17 protein-coding genes are annotated in these 17,993 nt (G+C 64.2%); 10 read left to right on the top strand and 7 right to left on the bottom strand.

Features of this window, described 5'->3' with window-relative positions; translation table 11 throughout:
• Positions 1 to 53 precede the first annotated feature (53 nt).
• From ACWIVK_RS07020 to ACWIVK_RS07010, 3 genes are read left to right on the top strand one after another with little or no spacing between them, the layout of a single operon-like run.
• Positions 54 to 332: a metal-sensitive transcriptional regulator gene (locus tag ACWIVK_RS07020; protein WP_448575932.1), complete on the top strand. Its 279-nt coding sequence runs from the start codon at positions 54 to 56 to the stop codon at positions 330 to 332.
• Between the two features lie 12 nt (positions 333 to 344).
• On the top strand, positions 345 to 1,877 hold the full coding sequence (locus tag ACWIVK_RS07015) for a 4Fe-4S dicluster domain-containing protein (protein ID WP_448575931.1): 1,533 nt from the start codon (positions 345 to 347) through the stop codon (positions 1,875 to 1,877).
• Positions 1,878 to 1,887: 10 nt separating this feature from the next.
• Positions 1,888 to 4,806, top strand: a complete 2,919-nt coding sequence (locus ACWIVK_RS07010; RefSeq protein ID WP_448575930.1) for a molybdopterin dinucleotide binding domain-containing protein — start codon at positions 1,888 to 1,890, stop codon at positions 4,804 to 4,806.
• A gap of 8 nt (positions 4,807 to 4,814) precedes the next feature.
• Here the strand turns inward: ACWIVK_RS07010 and ACWIVK_RS07005 are convergent, their stop codons facing one another.
• The gene (locus tag ACWIVK_RS07005; RefSeq protein ID WP_448575929.1) at positions 4,815 to 6,365 is read right to left on the bottom strand and encodes an ArnT family glycosyltransferase; all 1,551 of its coding nucleotides are present in this window, start codon (positions 6,363 to 6,365) and stop codon (positions 4,815 to 4,817) included.
• A 542-nt stretch (positions 6,366 to 6,907) separates the two neighbouring features.
• Here ACWIVK_RS07005 and ACWIVK_RS07000 point away from each other — a divergent pair.
• Genes ACWIVK_RS07000 through ACWIVK_RS06990 form a run of 3 tightly spaced genes read left to right on the top strand, consistent with a single transcriptional unit; the run spans position 6,908 to position 9,568 of the window.
• Entirely contained in the window at positions 6,908 to 7,333 is a 426-nt protein-coding gene (locus ACWIVK_RS07000; protein WP_448575928.1) for an archease, read from the top strand.
• A gap of 32 nt (positions 7,334 to 7,365) precedes the next feature.
• Positions 7,366 to 8,826 carry an RtcB family protein gene (locus ACWIVK_RS06995; RefSeq protein WP_448575927.1) on the top strand — a complete coding sequence of 487 codons (1,461 nt, stop codon included), beginning with the start codon at positions 7,366 to 7,368 and terminating at the stop codon, positions 8,824 to 8,826.
• Between the two features lie 4 nt (positions 8,827 to 8,830).
• Positions 8,831 to 9,568 (top strand): HAD family hydrolase, encoded by a 738-nt coding sequence (locus ACWIVK_RS06990; RefSeq protein WP_448575926.1) that lies wholly within the window; start codon positions 8,831 to 8,833, stop codon positions 9,566 to 9,568.
• Between the two features lie 113 nt (positions 9,569 to 9,681).
• Here the strand turns inward: ACWIVK_RS06990 and ACWIVK_RS06985 are convergent, their stop codons facing one another.
• A complete protein-coding gene (locus tag ACWIVK_RS06985) occupies positions 9,682 to 10,053 on the bottom strand; it encodes a hypothetical protein (protein WP_448575925.1) in 372 nt (123 codons plus the stop codon).
• A gap of 79 nt (positions 10,054 to 10,132) precedes the next feature.
• Here ACWIVK_RS06985 and ACWIVK_RS06980 point away from each other — a divergent pair, with 79 nt between their 5' ends.
• Entirely contained in the window at positions 10,133 to 11,221 is a 1,089-nt protein-coding gene (locus ACWIVK_RS06980; protein ID WP_448575924.1) for a quinone-dependent dihydroorotate dehydrogenase, read from the top strand.
• Positions 11,222 to 11,232: 11 nt separating this feature from the next.
• Here the strand turns inward: ACWIVK_RS06980 and ACWIVK_RS06975 are convergent, their stop codons facing one another.
• The gene (locus ACWIVK_RS06975) at positions 11,233 to 12,591 is read right to left on the bottom strand and encodes an MFS transporter (protein WP_448575923.1); all 1,359 of its coding nucleotides are present in this window, start codon (positions 12,589 to 12,591) and stop codon (positions 11,233 to 11,235) included.
• A gap of 250 nt (positions 12,592 to 12,841) precedes the next feature.
• On the opposite strand from ACWIVK_RS06975, the gene ACWIVK_RS06970 reads away from it, so the two are divergent.
• From ACWIVK_RS06970 to ACWIVK_RS06960, 3 genes are read left to right on the top strand one after another with little or no spacing between them, the layout of a single operon-like run.
• The gene (locus tag ACWIVK_RS06970) at positions 12,842 to 13,372 is read left to right on the top strand and encodes an O-methyltransferase (protein ID WP_448575922.1); all 531 of its coding nucleotides are present in this window, start codon (positions 12,842 to 12,844) and stop codon (positions 13,370 to 13,372) included.
• A gap of 15 nt (positions 13,373 to 13,387) precedes the next feature.
• Complete coding sequence (locus ACWIVK_RS06965; RefSeq protein WP_448575921.1) at positions 13,388 to 13,696, top strand: GYD domain-containing protein; 309 nt, start codon at positions 13,388 to 13,390, stop codon at positions 13,694 to 13,696.
• Between the two features lie 59 nt (positions 13,697 to 13,755).
• Positions 13,756 to 13,884, top strand: a complete 129-nt coding sequence (locus tag ACWIVK_RS06960) for a hypothetical protein (RefSeq protein ID WP_448575920.1) — start codon at positions 13,756 to 13,758, stop codon at positions 13,882 to 13,884.
• A 78-nt stretch (positions 13,885 to 13,962) separates the two neighbouring features.
• Here ACWIVK_RS06960 and ACWIVK_RS06955 read toward each other — a convergent pair whose 3' ends face one another.
• From ACWIVK_RS06955 to ACWIVK_RS06940, 4 genes are all read right to left on the bottom strand, one after another.
• A complete protein-coding gene (locus tag ACWIVK_RS06955) occupies positions 13,963 to 15,285 on the bottom strand; it encodes a pilus assembly protein TadG-related protein (protein WP_448575919.1) in 1,323 nt (440 codons plus the stop codon).
• 10 nt (positions 15,286 to 15,295) lie between these two features.
• A complete protein-coding gene (locus ACWIVK_RS06950) occupies positions 15,296 to 15,706 on the bottom strand; it encodes a TadE/TadG family type IV pilus assembly protein (RefSeq protein ID WP_448575918.1) in 411 nt (136 codons plus the stop codon).
• Positions 15,703 to 16,134 (bottom strand): TadE/TadG family type IV pilus assembly protein, encoded by a 432-nt coding sequence (locus ACWIVK_RS06945; RefSeq protein WP_448575917.1) that lies wholly within the window; start codon positions 16,132 to 16,134, stop codon positions 15,703 to 15,705. The genes ACWIVK_RS06950 and ACWIVK_RS06945 overlap by 4 nt, the downstream gene beginning before the upstream one ends.
• Before the next feature lie 112 nt (positions 16,135 to 16,246).
• Positions 16,247 to 17,887, bottom strand: a complete 1,641-nt coding sequence (locus ACWIVK_RS06940) for a pilus assembly protein TadG-related protein (RefSeq protein WP_448575916.1) — start codon at positions 17,885 to 17,887, stop codon at positions 16,247 to 16,249.
• Between the last annotated feature and the right edge of the window lie 106 nt (positions 17,888 to 17,993).

Here is a 17,993-nt window from a genome sequence, read left to right as displayed (position 1 = left end):
TCTGCACATTACAGTGAAGCCGTACCCCGGTTGAGTATCGCGGAGGAGGAGCGATGACTTCGGTTGCGCAGCTGGATGACGTCACTCGCCGCGATCTGGTCGAGCGCCTGCGTCGTATCGAAGGACAAGCGCGGGGGATCGCTCGCATGATCGAGGAAGGACGAGAATGCGTCGATATCGTGCAGCAACTGGCAGCGATGCGAGCGGCGACCGATAGCCTATGCGTAGAACTCGTGCAAGCCATGCTCGAACGCTGCTTCCTCGACGGGACATCACCGGCGCCCCAGCAACTCGCTCGCGTTCTCAAAGCGGTGATCCGCGGCGGGCGATGAAAGGAGACACCGATGGCGCGCTACGGGTTCGTCATCGATCAGCGCAAATGCATCGGCTGTCATGCGTGCACCGTCGCTTGTAAATCGGAGAACCTCGTTCCGCTCGGTGTCTACCGGACCTGGGTAAAGTACGTCGAAAAGGGGACCTTCCCACACACAAGGCGATCGTTCACGGTACTGCGCTGCAACCACTGCGACGACGCACCCTGTGTGACGATTTGCCCGACCAAGGCCCTGTTCCGTCGACCGGACGGTATCATCGATTTCGATGCCGACCGGTGCATCGGCTGCAAGTCGTGCATGCAGGCGTGCCCTTATGATGCGCTCTACATCGATCCGATCACTCGGACAGCAGCCAAATGCAATTACTGCAGCCACCGGGTCGATCAAGGCTTGCTTCCAGCCTGTGTCGTCGTCTGTCCCGAGAAAGCGATCATCGCGGGAGACCTCGACGACCCGACGAGCGAGATTCATCAACTCGTCGCCCGCGAGCCGGTGACGGTGCGCAAGCCGGAGCAGGGGACGCGTCCGAAGTTGTTCTATCTGGGGGCCGACGAAGCGAGCCTGACCCCCGAGGTGCAGACGCGGACGACTGGGTACCTGTGGGCTGAGGTGAGGCTGGACGATCGCCCGGCCGAGGCAGTGTGTGGCGCCGGTTATCTCCCGGGGCCAGCCGATGCTCGGGTAGCCTATGATGTCTGGCATCCCAAACCGTGGGGATGGAAGGTGGCGAGTTATCTCTGGACGAAGTCGATCGGAAGTGGTGCGCTGGCGCTCGGTGGACCGTTGCTCGCCAGCGGGGTGATGAGCGATCGGCTGCTGGGCATCGGCTCAGCAGCGATCGGGATGGTGTTCCTGGCCCTCACCGCCCTGCTTCTGATCTGGGACCTCAAGCGGCCGGAGCGGTTCTGGTATCTCCTGGTCAAACCGAATCCGCGGAGTTGGCTCGTCTGGGGCGGCTACATCCTCCTGGTGGTGGGAGGTCTCGTGTTCTTCTGGGCAGTCGCCGCGCTCGCGGGCTGGCAGGGGATCGAGCGCGTGCTCGCTTGGCTGGCGCTGCCGGGTGGGATCGCGGCGGCAGGCTACACGGCTTTCCTCTTCGGTCAAGCGGAGGGGCGTGATTTCTGGCAGAGTCCGCTCCTGCTTCCCATCCTTCTCCTGCAGGCTTTGGTGGCTGGTACAGCTGCTCTGCTGTTGCTCGTGGTCGCAGGCGGAGCACTCGAGGGGCGAGCGTGGCTCGGGCTGATGTTGGGTGGTGGGTTGCTCGGGCTACTCGTCCTGGTGGCGAGCGAGCTCTTGGTGCCACACGCCAACCTGCATGTCGCCAAGGCTGCGCGCTTGTTGACGCATGGTCCCTATCGCCGAGAGCTGCTCGCGGTCGGTCTCGGTGTCGGTGTGTCGGTACCCCTGATCGCATTGGTTCTCGGATGGGCGAGTGGGAATCTGGCGCCCGGGAGCGTCATCGCGGCGGTGGCAGCCCTGATCGGGCTCTGGAGTTACGAGCGACTCTGGGTCGAGGCCGGACAAGACATCCCGTTGAGTTGAGGGGGCGACGATGCAGCGTGCGACGCGAGCGACGACGAGGCAGGCCGATAAACGTGCTGTCCAGGAACCGTTCGTTCCCGAACGGACGAGTGGTCTGGCCAGCTATCCCCCGCCCGAGCGATGGGACGATTGGGAAGAGCGGGGACCGGACGGACGGGTGCGGCGCTATTTCCTGATCCCGACCGTCTGTTTCAACTGCGAGGCAGCCTGTGGCCTTCTCGCCTATGTCGACAAGGAGACGCTGGATATCCGCAAATTGGAGGGGCATCCCTTCCATCCGGGAAGCCGCGGTCGCAATTGCGCGAAGGGGCCTGCCACCATCAACCAGGTCAAGGATCCGGAACGGATCCTCTACCCGCTACGCCGGGTCGGGCCGCGCGGGTCGGGCAAGTGGGAACGCGTCAGCTGGGACGAAGTGCTGGACGATATCGCGGGGCGGATGCGCCGCGCCTTTCTCGAGGGACGGCAGAACGAGGTGATGTACCACGTCGGTCGTCCTGGTGAGGACGGCTTCATGGAGCGCGTCCTGTGGTCGTGGGGGGTGGACGGGCACAACTCGCACACCAATGTCTGCTCGTCGGGTGGACGATTCGGCTATGCAGTGTGGATGGGTGCCGATCGTCCCTCGCCAGATCATGCCAATGCCCGGTTCATCTTCTTGGTGAGCGCGCACTTGGAAAGCGGTCACTACTTCAACCCGCACGCGCAGCGCATCATGGAGGCCAAGCAGCGGGGAGCCAAACTGGCGGTGATGGATCCGCGGTTGTCGAACACCGCGGCGATGGCCGACTACTGGTTGCCGGCTGTCCCCGGGACGGAGGCGTTCGTTCTGTTGAGCATCGCCAATGTCTCGATCCAGGAGGATTGGTTCGACCGCGAGTTCGTCCGGCGCTGGACCAACTGGGACGAATACCTGCGAGTCGTCCATCCTGGTTGTCCCGTCACCTTCGAAGAGTTCGTCCAGCGGCTCAAGCAGGAATATGCGCGCTACACGCCGCAGGCGGCTGAGCAGTTGAGCGGCATTCCGGCGACGACGATCGTCGAGTTGGCGCGGGAGTTGGCTCGGGCGGCGCCAGCTGTTGCGACGCACAACTGGCGCGCAGCGGCGGCGGCACACCTGGGTGGCTGGACGGTACCGCGAGCACTGTTCTTCCTGAACGTGCTCACGGGAAGCGTGGGGACACCCGGCGGGACACAACCGAACATCTGGGACAAGCATGTGCCCCGGCCGTTCGCTGAGCCCCCGCGTCAAAAGGTCTGGAACGAGCTGACCTGGCCGAAGGAGTACCCGTTGGCTCATCACGAGATGAGCTTCTTGCTCCCGCATTTCCTCAAGGAAGGACGTGGCAAGCTCGCTGTCTACTTCACGCGAGTGTACAACCCAGTCTGGACCAACCCGGACGGCTTCACCTGGATCGAGGTTCTGCAGGACGAGTCGTTGATCGAGCTGCACGCAGCGCTGACACCGACGTGGAGCGAGACAGCGTGGTACGCCGATTACGTTTTGCCGATGGGACACGCGCCGGAACGACACGACACGCATTCGTACGAGACACATGCCGCTCGCTGGATCGGTTTTCGCCAACCGGTTCTCCGCGTCGCGCGCGAGAAGCTGGGACAGCCGGTGCGCGTGACGTACGAGGCGAATCCTGGTGAAGTTTGGGAGGAGAACGAATTCTGGATCGAACTGTCGTGGCGGGTGGATCCGGACGGCTCGCTGGGGATCCGTCGGTGGTACGAGTCACCGTATCGGCCTGGTGAGAAGGTAACGGTCGACGAGTACTACCAATGGATCTTCGAGCACTCGGTTCCCGGGCTGCCGGAAGCAGCGGCCGCCGAAGGACTGACACCGCTCCAGTACATGCGACGGTACGGCGCCTTCGAGCTGGAAAAGCAGCGCTATCGCCAATACGAAGATCCGGTCCCGGAGGAGGAGCTGGCGCAATCGTGGGTCGATCCGGAAAACGGGCGGATCTGGACGCTGACACCACTGCCTCATAGCACGAACATCGTGCCGGTACCGGGGGTTCCGCCTGGTCCCCGCGGCCGATGGGCCGGAGTGATGGTGGACGGCGAACCGAAGCGAGGTTTCCCGACACCTTCCGGGAAGTTGGAATTCTTCTCGCGCACACTCTGGGAGTGGGGCTGGCCGGAGTACGCGATTCCCTGCACCATCGAGAGCCACGTGGGGCCCAACCAGGTGGATCGGGCAGCGGGCGAGATGGTGTTGCTTCCCAATTTCCGCGTGCCCACGCTGATCCACACACGTTCGGGAAATGCCAAGTGGCTCAACGAGCTGACGCACTCCAACCCGCTGTGGCTCCATCCGAGCGATGCCGAGCGGATCGGTGTGCGGACCGGTGACCTGGTCCGGGTGGAGACGGAGATCGGCTACTTCGTCGATCGCGTCTGGGTGACCGAAGCGATCCGCCCTGGAGTAGCGGCCTGCTCGCATCATCTAGGTCGTTGGCGCCTGGCGGAGGGGATCGGCGGCGAGCGCTGGTCCACGGCGCTCGTGGAGATCGAGCGCTTGTCGGACGGGCGGTACCGGTTGCGGCAGCGAGCGGGGGTGCGACCGTTCGCCAGCGAGGATCCGGATTCCCGGCTGATCTTCTGGGGTGACGCGGGTGTCCACCAAAATCTGACGTTCCCGGTCCAACCTGACCCGATCAGCGGACAGCACTGTTGGCATCAGAAGGTGCGCATCGTCAAAGCCGGGCCGGATGACCGGTATGGGGATGTCGTCGTCGATACGCGCAAGTCGATGGAGGTCTACCGGCGCTGGCTGGCGATGACACGGCCTGCTCCAGGCCCCGACGGCACGCGCCGTCCGATCTGGATGCTGCGGCCATACAAGCCGGATCCGAGCGCCTACCGGATCGACAGTCCGACCGGTCGGGGAGACGGCCCGCGACCGAGCGGAGCGTGAGCAGTCCTTCACGGGAGCGGGACGAGCGAGGCGTCCTGGAGATCCGCTCGGTACAGCGCGCGTCCGGGGAACGCCTGGCGGAAAGCCTCCTCGTGTCCGGGACCGAGGTCGAGGGCGAAGATGACCGGCGCTTCGAGCCAGGGATCGTTCCGGACGAAGAAAGGAGCGTATTCGGTCCAATAGCGAGCCGGAACGAGGATCAGGCTACCGGGTGGGGTTCGTTCGGCGATGGTACGCGCTGGCTCAGCCGTGATCTGGTTCCATTGGCGGTAGCTTTGCCAGAAGGGGACACCGGTTCGAGTGAGCCCCCAGCCGATCAGCGAGACGAGGATGAGCACCGCTCCCAAGCGGAAGATGAGCGGTGCCTGGCGCGCAGGGGCGAGCAGCAGCCACGCCGTTTCCAGCCCGCGGAGCGCGGTGAGGAGCCCGCGTGACGAGAGGAGCGCGAGGGCGCCGAGCGCCTCGGCGTAATAACGCGGACCATACATCTCGCCGGTTGTCCAGTAGGCCATATGGACGAGGATCAGCGACGCGGCCTGAGCAGCCAGGAGGAGATCGAGCGTCGTCGGTCGAGAGAGCGGGCACCCGGGCGGAAGACGGAAGGGATGAGCGAGTGCCTGGACCATCGCCGATACGATGGCCAGAACAGCGGGAACCAGATCCAGTCGTCCCGGCCAGCCGTAGAGGAGTCGCTCCAGGGTACGGAGGTTCCAGCGAGTGTTGAACCAGCCCTCCTGGAGCGTGTGGTGACCATCGGGGGAGATGCCTGATCCGAAGCCGACTTTATCGAAGGGCCACCAGAGCTGGTAACCGAAGACGAGTGGGTCGCCGGTCGTCCGCTGGTTGTACGCCAAGAGCGCTGCCGTGGCCAGGAGACCACTCGCTGCGAAGAGGAGTGCGGGTGGACGCCAAGCCGGTACTCGCCAGAAGCGCCACGTCGACCAGAGGACGAAAGGCAGGAGAACGCCGAGCGCGGTGAGTGGGCGGGCCAAGACGAGCAGGCCGAGGCCGACCATGCCGGGCAGCGCCGCACGCACACTGGGGCGCTCGACGGTGGTGAGGAACGACCAGGTGAAAAGGAGGGTCAAGGCGAGGCAGACGGTATGCGCCATCAGGGAGGCGGCTTGGAGCAGGAAGAACGGCGAAACGAGCAGCAAGAGACCGGCCAGCCGAGCAGTCGTGGCATCGTACCAGCGGCGGCCGATGGCGACGACGAGAAGGATACAGGCAGCAGCTGCGAGGGCATTGACGAGGGGAGGGTAACCCACCAACACACCGAGCGAAAGGACGAGCGGATAGCCGGGTGGATACTTTCCGAACCAGACACTGTCCTGGACGATGACGAAGGGGATGAAAAAGGCGGCGGGCAACGGCGGAGCTGGTGCGGTGAGGTGTCCCCGAGCGTAGGTCATCGCTTGGAAGAGAAAAGCGACCTCATCCTCGGTATGCGGCAAAGCCTCGAAGACGACCCGGTTGAGGACGATGCTCGATTCGGCAGCGAAAAAGGCGAGGACGAGAGGGAGGGGATCGCTCGGACGAAACCGCGAGAGCAGGTGCATGGAAGGCAGCCTCCACCATCAGACGAGTGGACGCGTCCGGTCCGGCACGGTGTCCGAGGCGGGAGTATATCGTGCGCTGACCGGGGGCGATCAGCGCTCCCTCGGAGGCCGGCTGGTCACCGGTGGCTCCGCAAGTCCACTCTAGCGAGGCGAGAGGCGTCCGTCCTTCTGGCGGAGAGGTTGGTGAAGGCGCTCTGCCGCGCGCTGGGATGGTGACCGAACCGGTGGTTCCTCCGCCGAGAGGGGGTAGGTCGCGGGGCTCGCTGCAGCATCCCGTTGCTCCGTTCGCCACTTCTTGCCCAGAGACGTGGCGGGAAGCGGTGAAGGCCAGTCTCTCTGCGAAGGAAACGCCCTGAGATCATTCCGAGACCACAGCGGCGAAGCCGGAGACGTTCTCATGAGCGTACTCCGACTTGACAGGAAGAGGGGCGCTCGTCTACTCTCAGCCTGTCGGTGTGTGGTGCGATGGGGAGAGCGAGAGCGCTCGCATCTGGGGTAGGCTGCCCTGCAGGGGGCAGGTCGCAGGAAAAGAGGACGAAAAAATGCCATACGAGTATCTGGACCACGAAGCGGATATCGGCCTGGAGGCGACCGGCGCGCGGCTGGAGGAAGCGCTCCGGGATGGGGTGCGTGGTCTTCTCGCGCTCCTGGTGGATCCGGAGACGGTGGAGCCGCGCCAGGCGGTTCCGGTCCAGGCGACTGCGAGCGATCCTGGCTCGTTGTTCGTCGCCCTGCTGAATGCTGTCCTGGCTGCCGTCGATCTCCACGGCATGTTTTTTCGCGACTTCGATTTGACGCATCTCGAACGAGTAGACGATCACTGGGTGGTCGAGGGGACACTTTGGGGAGAACCGATCGACCTGAATCGACACGCGGTCGAGATCGAGGTGAAAGCGGCGACCTACGGTGGATTACTGGCCGAACAGACGGAGGCAGGTTGGCGCTTGCGCTGCGTGCTCGATCTCTGACCGGCTGTACCGCGCAACTGGGAGGGAGAACGATGAATCGGGCACTGCACGTGCGGAAGATCCATGAGTATCTTTTCGAAATCCCGCCACACGGCAAGATGCGCGTTCCGGCCAGACTGTATCTCGACGAGCGCTCGCTGCGCGAACTGATGGAGAACCAGAGCAGCGAAGAGTGGAATGCGCTCAAGCAGTTGGAAAACGTGGCGTGCTTGCCGGGGATCGTCAAGGCAGCGATGGCGATGGCGGATGTCCATCCCGGCTACGGCTTCCCGATCGGGGGCGTGGCGGCCTTCGATCCGAAAGAAGGCGGCGTGATCAGCGTCGCAGGGGTGGGATTCGATATCAACTGCGGCGTGCGTTGCTTGCGCACTCACCTCACGCGCCGTGATCTGGCGGGGAAAGAGGAGAAGTTGGCCGATACGATGTTCGAAGTGATTCCCGCCGGTCTCGGCAGTACCGGGGAACTGAAGCTTTCGACGAAAGAGATCGACCGTGTGCTTCGGGAAGGGGCGCGGTACGCGGTTCGACTCGGCTACGGGCGCGAGGACGATTTGGAGTACATCGAGGAGCATGGCTGCCTCAGTGATGCTGATCCCTCAGTCGTCAGCCATACTGCCAAGCAGCGGCAGATGGCGCAAGTGGGAACGCTCGGCTCGGGAAACCACTACGTCGAAGTGCAGGTAGTGGACCAGATCTACAACGCGCGCGCAGCGGAAGCGTTCGGGTTGGAACTAGGGCAAATCGTGGTCATGCTGCACACCGGTAGCCGGGCACTCGGGCACCAGATCGGAACCGATTATCTCCCGTTCTTGGAGAAAGCGACCCGGAAGTATGGGATCGAGGTACCGGATCGGGAACTCGTCTGTGCACCGATCGACAGTCCGGAGGGCCAGCAATATTTCCGGGCAGTGATGGCGGGAGCGAACTGCGCGTTCGCCAACCGGCAGGTGCTCGCGCATCTGGTTCGTCAGTCCTTCTGGAAGGCATTGCGTGTGCCCGATACGGCGATCGAAACGCTCTATGAGGTGGCACACAACACCGTGAAGTGGGAGATCCACGAGGTGGATGGTGAACGCCGACGATTGCTCGTCCATCGCAAGGGCTCGACGCGTGCCTTCGGGCCGGGGCGCCCGGAGCTTCCGGAGCGGTATCGAGCAGTTGGGCAACCCGTCTTGGTGGGCGGGACGATGGGTACGGCGAGCTACATTCTGGTGGGGACCGAGCAGGGCATGCGTGAGACGTTCGGCACGGCCCTGCATGGCGCTGGGCGAGCGAAGTCCCGGCGTCAGGCGAAGCGCCAGTATCCGGCTGACCGGATCATCGAGGAGTTGCGCAAGCAGGGGATCATCGTCCGGGCCCACGGGAAAGCTGCGATCAGCGAGGAAGCGCCAGGAGCGTACAAGGACGTCGAACATGTGGTCGAGGTGATGTGCAATGCCGGCATCGTGGCACGTGTCGCCCGGTTGCGCCCCATCGTCTGCCTGAAGGGGTGAGACGATGGGGGATGACCGACGCATGGCTTTCTTGTTCGATCTGGACGGCACCCTCGTGGATTCGGTTTACCAGCATGTCGTGGCCTGGCGGGAAGCGCTGGAGGCGATCGGAATCGAGCTCTCGATCTGGCGGATCCACCGGCGTATCGGAATGAGCGGTGGGCTGTTTCTCGCTGGTCTCTTGCGCGAGACGGGCCGAGCAGTGACGGCCGAGGAGATCCGGCGCGTGCAGCAGGTTCATGCGGAGACGTATGGTCGCTTGCTTGGTCAGGTTCGTCCCTTGCCAGGCGCGCGGGAACTGCTCGACGAACTGACGCGGCTGGGGATTCCCTGGGCGATCGCCACGAGCGGCCGGTTGGAGAGTGCGCGCAAGACCGTCGCTGTCTTGGGTCTGGATGCTGACCGGATCCCGCTCGTGACGCGCGATCATGTGCGACACGCGAAGCCTGATCCCGATCTCTTCCTCGCGGCAGCCGAGCGTCTGGGCGTGGAGATCGGGGAGTCGGTGGTGGTCGGGGACAGCGTTTGGGACATGCTGGCCGCTCGCCGCGCACGGGCGTTGAGCGTTGGCCTGCTTTCTGGTGGCTACGGAGCGGGCGAACTCTTGGAGGCGGGAGCCTACCGGGTGTACGACGATCCGGCCGATCTCCTGCGACATCTCGACGAGGTGGGGGTGCGGGCAGCCGATTACGAGTGGACGCTGGCTGAGCCGTCCTCGGATCCAGAGCGACTGTCGCAATGACTCTATTCCGGTCGCACGGGAGGATCGGGCAGCCGACTCGGCTGCGGCGGATTCGTCACCTGGTTCGAAGCGCTGCGCTCGACGGACGCTCCCCCGGAGCGCCGGACGATCCATCAGGTCGCACCTGCCGGATACAAGAGTTCGTAGTCAGCTGTGCGGCGGGGGATGCGCAGACTGAGTCGCTGCTGTCCATCCCAGCGAATCGCGATGGGAACGGTCACCGAGCGGAACGAGCGGGTCGCGACGACGCGCTCGATTTCGACGTAGGTGACCTCCTCGTCATCCGCGAGGGCGCGGCAGAGTTCGGCTAAAGCCGGAGGTAGGTCGGCCAGCGGGATCTCCAATCCGGCGAGCGATCCTCGGTCGGTGAGGTCCAGGAGGCCGCGCGCGTGAGCGATCGTGGGGATGCTCGTTGGAGCCAGCTGGGGTGGTAGCACCAGATCGAGTACGAGGACGTCATCGGCTGGATCGTAGCAGAGTCGCATCGGTCATCGTCTCCCGGATTCCGCATGCACGACGAAAGGGTAGCATGGAGAGCGGGGAAGGTCGGGGGAGACTGGATCCATGGACTGGTATCGGCGAATCGTCACGCCGCTCCTCTTCCGGATGGATCCGGAAGATGCCCACCGGCTGGTAATCGGGAAACTCGGCAAGCTGGCGCGCTGCCCTGCGTCGGAACAGGTGGTGCGGCGCGCGTTCCGGGTGCCCGATGACGAGCGACTGCGGGTGGAAGCGGGCGGCCTCACGTTTCCGAACCCGATCGGCTTGGCCGCTGGCGTGGACAAGAATGCGGAAGCAGTGGCAGCCTGGTTCGGCCTCGGCTTCGGTTCGGTCGAAGTCGGGACGGTTACCCCTTGCCCACAGGAAGGAAACCCCCGTCCGCGACTTTGGCGTTTCCCGGCGGATGAGGCCCTCGTCAACGCGCTGGGTTTTCCCAGCGACGGCGCGGCAGCAGTGCGGACGCGACTCCTCGGCCGCTGGTTTCCCGGACCGGTCGGTATCAATCTCGGCAAGAATGCGTGGACCCCGTTAGAGCGGGCAGTCGCGGATTACTGCGCGACGCTGGCGGCGCTGTGGGACGTCGCCGATTATGTCGCCGTGAACGTGAGTTCGCCCAACACGCCGGGGCTCCGGGAATTGCAGCGGGGTGAGCGGCTCGAGCAGGTGCTGGCCGCAGTTCAGGAAACGAACCGAACACTGGCGGCACTTCGGCGTACCCGACCGCGTCCGCTCTTCGTCAAGGTCTCGCTGGACCTCGACGCGGGGGCGTTGGCTGACGCCATCGAGATCGCGGTAGCAGTGGGAGCAAGCGGCCTGATTCTCGGTAACACGAGCACCGATCCATCGCTCCGACCGACCGGCGCAGAAGCTTTGCCGGGTGGGGTGAGTGGGCGTCCGCTTCGCAAAAGAGCGGTCGAGCTCCTGAGCGACGCTGCGGATCGCGCCGGGGGGCGTCTCGCTCTGATCAGTGTGGGTGGAGTGCTGGAGGCGGACGACGTGATTCAGCGTCTGCGCCTCGGTGCCGATCTGGTGCAGGTCTATACCGGTCTCGTGTTTCGAGGCCCGGCTCTCCCGGCCGGGCTGTTGCGTGCGCTCCTCCGCTCTCTCGAAGAACAGGGGCTGCCGTCGGTCCGGGCGCTGCGCGGACGTTGAGCGCGTTTCCGTCAGCGCGCGAGCTGTGCTGGCGTGGGACTGACGTGTTCGAGTGGGCGACCGCGTGTCTCCTCGCCGAGGAGGAGCACGTCGGCCGCGATGACGGCGAAGACGGCCATGAAGAGCGCGAAGACCGCCGGCTGCGAGAAGCCGCCGCTGGTGAGCAGCCAGGGGGTAAGGTAGGGGGCGATGATCCCAGCGATGCGACCGAAGCTCGCCGCAGCACCCGAGCCGAAGCCCCGCAGTGTCGTGGGATAGAGTTCCGGCGTGTAGGTATAGACGACTCCCCAGGCGCCGAGATTGAAGAAGGAAAGCGCACAGCCCCAGAGCACGAGGATCGGGGCTGTCCCAGCGTTCCCGAGCAACCAGGCCGAAAGCGCCGAGCCGAGCAGGTAGGTCACCAGTGTCGGTTTGCGGCCCCAACGATCGACCAAGTAGGCAGCCGAGAAGTATCCAGGGATCTGGGCGAGTGTCGTAATGAAGACATAGGTGAAGCTGCGGGCCACGGTGAGCCCGCGTTCGACGAGCAACGAGGGAAGCCATGTGAAGACGCCGTAGTAGGCGAAGACGATGCCGAACCACAGAAGCCAGAGCATCACCGTTCGCCGGACGAGTTGCCGACTCCAGAGTGCGCGAAATTGCTGCACAAAAGACGAGTGCGGGGGAGCAGGTGTCGTGGTCACTTTCGCAGGCGCCATACCAGCGGCCTGCTCGAAGCGACGCAAAACAGCGACCGCCTCGGTGTGCCGACCAGCGATGTCGAGATAGCGGGGAGATTCGGGGAGGTGGCGGCGCAGATAGGCTGCGGTCAGGGCAGGCAGTGCGCCGACGAGGAAGGCAACGCGCCAGCCCCAGCTCGGCAGCTGGGGAACGACGAGGAGGCCGATGACAGCAGCCAGGATCCATCCATACGCCCAAAAACTTTCCAAAATGACCAGCAGGCGACCACGATGGCGGGCCGGAGCGAACTCGCTGACGAGCGCTGCGGCGACCGGTAGTTCACCGCCGAGCCCGATACCGGTGAGGAAACGAAAGGCGAGGAGGGACGGGAGATTCCAAGCCAGCGCGCTGAGAGCGGTCCCGAGGCTATAGAGGAGCAAGTTGGCCAAAAACATCGTGCGGCGGCCATAGCGGTCGGCGAGCCGACCGGCCAGGAGTGCGCCGAGGAACATGCCGAGGAACCCGGCACTCGCGACGAGTCCGAGCTCGGGACGGGCCAGATTCCAATCGCGTCCGAGACTGACCAGGACGAAGGCGACGAGGCCGACATCCATGGCGTCGAACATCCAGCCGATCCCTGCGAGCAGGACGATGCGCCAGTGCTCGCGCGTGAGTGGGAGTTCGTCCAGGCGTTGACTGAGCGAGAGCATGGTTAACCCTCCGATCTGCCGCCCTCTCGTTTGGTTCGCAAGCGTACTGCGAACGCGAACAACAGTGCGGCCGTCGTTCGAAGTTCACGAACGAGGCTGTTCGGGAAGATGCTCAGGCGGGTCGATATGGAGAGCAACGAGAAGAGCCACGAGAACGAGAGACCGATGCACTCTTCGCTGAGGGATGCGGTATGATCGATTCAGGTTCTCGGCCGATCAGGGGACGACGGCAGTGGAGACGAGGCTGCCGATGCTGGAGCAGCTGGCCTGGGAGGCGGGTGGTGACTGGCCGCTCGTCGCGCGGTTGGCGCACGTGATGGCTCTAGCGGTGCGGGCACAGCTGGCACTGGAGGTCGGTGCTGGCCCTGGGATCGTGACCGTGTGGCTGGCCGAGGCGATGGAGCGGACCGGCGGTCGTTTGGTCGTGCTGGAACACGATCCGGTAGTCGTCGAGTTCGTCACTGGACGCCTGGAGGACTTGGGGTTGATGGAGCGCGTGCAGCTACTGCAGGGGGATGCGCACCGGACGATCCGCGCGGTGGCTGGGCCATTCGATCTGGTGCGGCTGGCGGCCGACCGGAGCGGCTATCTCGACTACTACCGGGCGGTGCGGGACCGGCTGCGGCCGGGTGCAGTCATCCTGGCGGAGGGGCTGGCCAAGGAGGCGGCACGCCCGTTTCGGGAAGCAGTACGGGGCGAGACCAACTTGCGGACGGTGGAGTTGCCCATGCGCGGGCAGAGTCTGATCGGGATCTGGTGGCCGAGTCGAGTGCGTGCATGAAAGGAGGACGGAGCGATGCCGATCTACGTCATGTTGAGCAGCCTGACCGACGACGGAATGGAGACGCTGCACGAGCATCCCGAGCGGATCAAGGAAGTCAATGCGGAGATCGAGCGTCTCGGGGTGAAGGTCTTGCACCAGTGGGCTGTTCTGGGGCCGTACGATTTCGTGAACATCGTCGAGGCGCCGGACAACGAGACGATCGCGCGCGTTTCGGTGGAGCTCGGAGCGCGTGGGACGGTCAAGCTGATGACGATGCCTGCTATCCCGATCGACGACTTCATCGCCCGGCTCAAGGAGGGACGAGAAGAAGGCGAGGACTGAGCCGCGGTCGTCCCAGCGCTCCTGCTTCGCGCAGCACCGGGTGGCACGGGCGAGGACGCGTGTTCTTGCAGATTTCGGAAGCTGCTCGCTACCCGCGAGAGGCACAGGTGCATTCGGCGCGTGAGGTCGGTGCAGAGGTCATCGCCTCGCTCGCTGTCGCGAAGGTGGGAGACAACAGTATGCGCTGAGTCACGGACTGCAGGGTGGATCCGGCGAGAGCACGCGTTCGCTCACCGGGATCGGTCGTGTGCGCCGCGAGGTGAGCATCACTCGCTGTCCGGCTGGTTGGGAACGAGGACGACCGTATTGCGGTACGTGTCCACGTACTTGTGATACTGGACGCGGAAATCGGAGGTCCCCTTGATCGTCAGGTCGCGGACGATGACTTGACCGTCGATCGCCGTTCCGTAGGGATTACCGTGCATGGTGACTTGCGAGCAGGGTGCGTAAAAGAGCCCGCGGACGTAGAACTCGCCGTTGCCCTGGCTGTCAAAGAGCGAACAGTTGGCGATCCAGACAGCCATCCCGGCGAGGCCACCGGGATACGGAGTCGACTGCGGTGCCTCGAGGTGCAGTTCACCGTTTTTCGGGTCGATGAGGTTGCCTGTGCCGGTCACGTAAAGAAGAACCCCTTGCGTCTCCAGCCGTGTGTTCGTGTTCCGGAGTTCGATGGTTGTCTGATCGAGGTACACGACCGGGACCACGCCTGGGTCGGCGGTGAATTTGAGAATGCGTGTCTCATTGCATGGTCCCCCTCCGCTGGCGCGGGGGAGGTCGCGGGGAAGCCGCAGGCCACGATAGAGGCCAGGGCCGAGGGTGACGGTTTCCGCGCAGGGTGGGAGCGGCCGACATTCGAGGGGGCCAGAGTAGCCGGTGCAATCGGGTCGCCACTCGTAGCGGAGCGCGCTGAGCGGCGGCGCTGACACGCGGCCGGCGAGGGGATCGGGGACATAATCGCCCAACTCCGCGTTGAGACAGTCATATCGCCAGGTGCCGTTCTGGTTGATCGCGCCAGCAGCATCGATGCAGCCATCGACGATAAAGGTCACCGTACCCCGCGTATCGATGGCGGCATTGGAGCGAACGCTGGCGCCGCGTCCGCTGGGCCCTCGCCCGAGGACATAGATATCGGTCGTTCCATTGGCATAGATGCCCGGGTCGGTGATCAGGTCCTCGAGCGCGAGCAGCGCGTACTCACCAGGGGCCTGCGTGATGCGGGCAGTCGCGCGGGCAGCGATACGGAGCGAGTCGGTGCCCAAAACGGGGAGAAAGAAGAGCGACACTGTCCGCTCGAGCGTGACGCGCACAGTATCGGGACGGACGATGGAGATCGAATCGGCTGGAACTGGAGCGGGAAAGCCGTTGGCCACGGCGTACGTCGTGGCTGCGAGGACGACCTGGCTATCGGTCGCAGCCTGCACGAGCAGCTCGCGGGCACCGGCGAGGGCCGCTGCATCGGCCGCATTCTGCGTGAGTCGTCGCTGGGCATAGAGGTAGGCGGCATCGGTGGCGAGGGCAGCGAAGCCGAGCATGGGGAGGAGCAGGAGCGCGAGGAGCGGGAGTGCTTGAGCGCGAGCTGCGCGACGCATGGAGACCTCCTCAATAGTGGACGATCATCGTGCTACTGGTGCGCATGGTGAGACCGGTGCTGGGTATCACGAAGCCGACGAGCGGACGGAAGGGGTACGCGAGTTCGACGGTGACTGGCTCGCCGGGGATCAAAGAGCCGTCGAGCTGCACGGTTACCTGATCGGCATCAGGGATCGAGAGACGTGGCAAAAGGTGAGCGCGGACGCTCGCGGCGGTTGCCGGCTGACAGGGCGGATGTTGCGCGCAGAGTTCGCCGTGGACAGCCGCGAAGCGTGCGCCCTCGCGGGCTGCGTTGGTGAGCTCGCTGTAGACGTAGAACGCCCACCCGAACTCGATAATGCCGAAGATGAAGAGAAACAGGAGAGGGGCAACGAGGGCGAACTCGACGAGGTTCTGGCCGCGACGCGATCGGCGCATCATGGCAACACTCGCATCTCGGCGGTCCGGCGGATGACCAGCTGGTCGCTGAGTCGGTCGCCGGTTACGGGCAACGGAACAGGGAGCAAGGTGCGAACGGTGAGCGTGGCAGTCACGCGCACAGCGTCCGGCTTTCCGTTCTGGAAGGTGACACTGGTGGTGATCGTGGGTTGGCTACCGAAGAGCAGAGGGAGGCCAGTCGCTCGATATTCGGCGAGCGCCGCGGTGCGGATGCCGTTCGTGTCAGTGGCATTGGCTGACGAGAGGGAGCCGTAGTGCGCGCCCTCCCGCGCCACATTGGTCAGGGCGATACCGGCGTAAAGGAGCCGACCGTAGTCGACGACGGCAGCGAGGACGAGCAGCAGCACGAGGAGGCCGAGTGCGAACTCGACCAGCGACTGACCGGGTTGGCGCAGACGCTGCTCGACCATGTCCCGACGCTCCCGGCGCACTCCGTGCCTAGTTGCAGCATCGACAGACAATGGGCGGGTGTGGTAGAGCTTTTCGTCTCGGTCTGCGAGAGGGATGACCGGGCGGGTAGTACTACTCGACGAGCCAGACGGTCGGCCGGGTGATCACCACGTGTTCGACCCGCTCGATTCGGATGTCGGTATTGCCATCGGTCGTGAAACGATTCACGATCAATTGGCCACGTGCCCAGGTCCCGGAAGCGTTCCCGCGGAGCTCGAACGTGCCGTCGGGGAGGTAGAGAATCCCTTCCACGCGTGCGCCGCTGTTTCCGACCATGCGCAGCGTGGCGGTATTCCCGCGGGCTTGGAAGAGGACGAGACCAGGTCGCATACCAGGGTAGGGAAGCGCGCGCGGGTCGGTGACGCCGCTCAGCAGATAACGGGTGTTCCCGACGACGTCAAAGGCTGATCCAGAACCGAAGTAGAAGAGGACGTCCCGACCGGTGACCGTCTGGTTGCCTTGGAGGCGAAACGTTCCCCCATCGAAGTAATAAAGCCCCGGAGGGATGTTCGTATCGGTATTGCCGGTGAGCGCGAAGTCGGAGTCCCGGAGATAGACCAGGACGTCGCAGGGGAGGACATCGACCAGGTCGAAGTTGCCCTGAACAGCGAACGAGCTCCGGTCGAAGTACAAGCGAAACTCCTGACCGGAAGTCGTACACGAGGTCGGTTGTCCCTGGAGCGTCAGACGGACGTTGCCTCCGAGCGAAAATGCTGCTCTCTCGAAGACATAGATCCCGGGACTCATGATCACGCTCGTATTCCCGCTGATCGAAAAGCCGTTCCGAAAATAATAGAAACCGGGGCCGAGGACGACCGATCCGTTTCCCGAGAAACTGACGGAGCGATCGAATTGATAGTTTCCGCCAGGAAAAGAGAGTGTTCCGTTTCCACGGTAGCTGATAGCGCTGGTGTACCGTCCCGGTGGGCACGTCATGGTGTTGCTGCTGGAGGAGCACGTCACCGTTGGGCCTCCGGGGGGATTTGGGATGGTCGGTCGAGGCGGTTCCGGCATGGTGGCGAGCGGGTCGTCGACCGGACTCAGCCCGCTCCGAACCCCTCGTCCAGCTTGGAGTCGGCAGTTACCGGTTTGGGAAAAGGTCAGTGCTGCATCGACCGTGCCATCGGCGTGGAAGATGCCGTTTCCCACGCACCGCATGCCGCCGTTGGACATGGCGCTGCCACCGACGATGCGCACGCTCACGTTACCGATCAGATTGACGGTAGAAGGAGTATCGCGCTCGAGCGCGAGGAAAGCATAATCGGTCGGTTGTTGGCCGATGCGAGCCGTTGCGTTCGCGTTCGTTTCCCAAGGACCGCGATAGAAAGCTCCGAGGAAGAAGGGCTCGATCGCCGCCCGCGCACTGACGGGGACTGTCCGCGTCGCGGAATCGACCTGGACATCGAACTGCATGACGGTCAGTCCTTCACCAGGGTCGTGGTTGGCAGAAAGATTGCGATCGAACGCCTGCCGGGCTGCTGTCCGCGCTTCGCTGGGTGAATGCCCTTCGAAAAGGGCCCGTGTCCCGGCGAGTGCCGCAGCATCGACGGCATTCTGCAGGAGACGGCGCTGGGTATAGGCATGGGCGACGTCGACGGCCAGCGCACTGAAGCCCAGCAAGAGGAGAAGGACCAGCGCGAGGAGGAGCAAGACCTGGCCTGGTGATGCCTCGCGCCAACCACACGAAAGAGTGGCAGGATGGCTCGTGCGCATGACCGACCTCCAGCAGCGCTGATGTCTCCTCGAAGAAAACGTACGTTCGATCATGCAACGAGCGGTAGAACCGAAAGTACCGAATCGGCCGTTAAACCGGATGTGA

This window comes from Thermomicrobium sp., assembly GCF_053493975.1.
The sequence above is the reverse complement of the archived record's forward strand: the minus strand, read 5'-3'. Positions and strand labels throughout refer to the sequence as shown.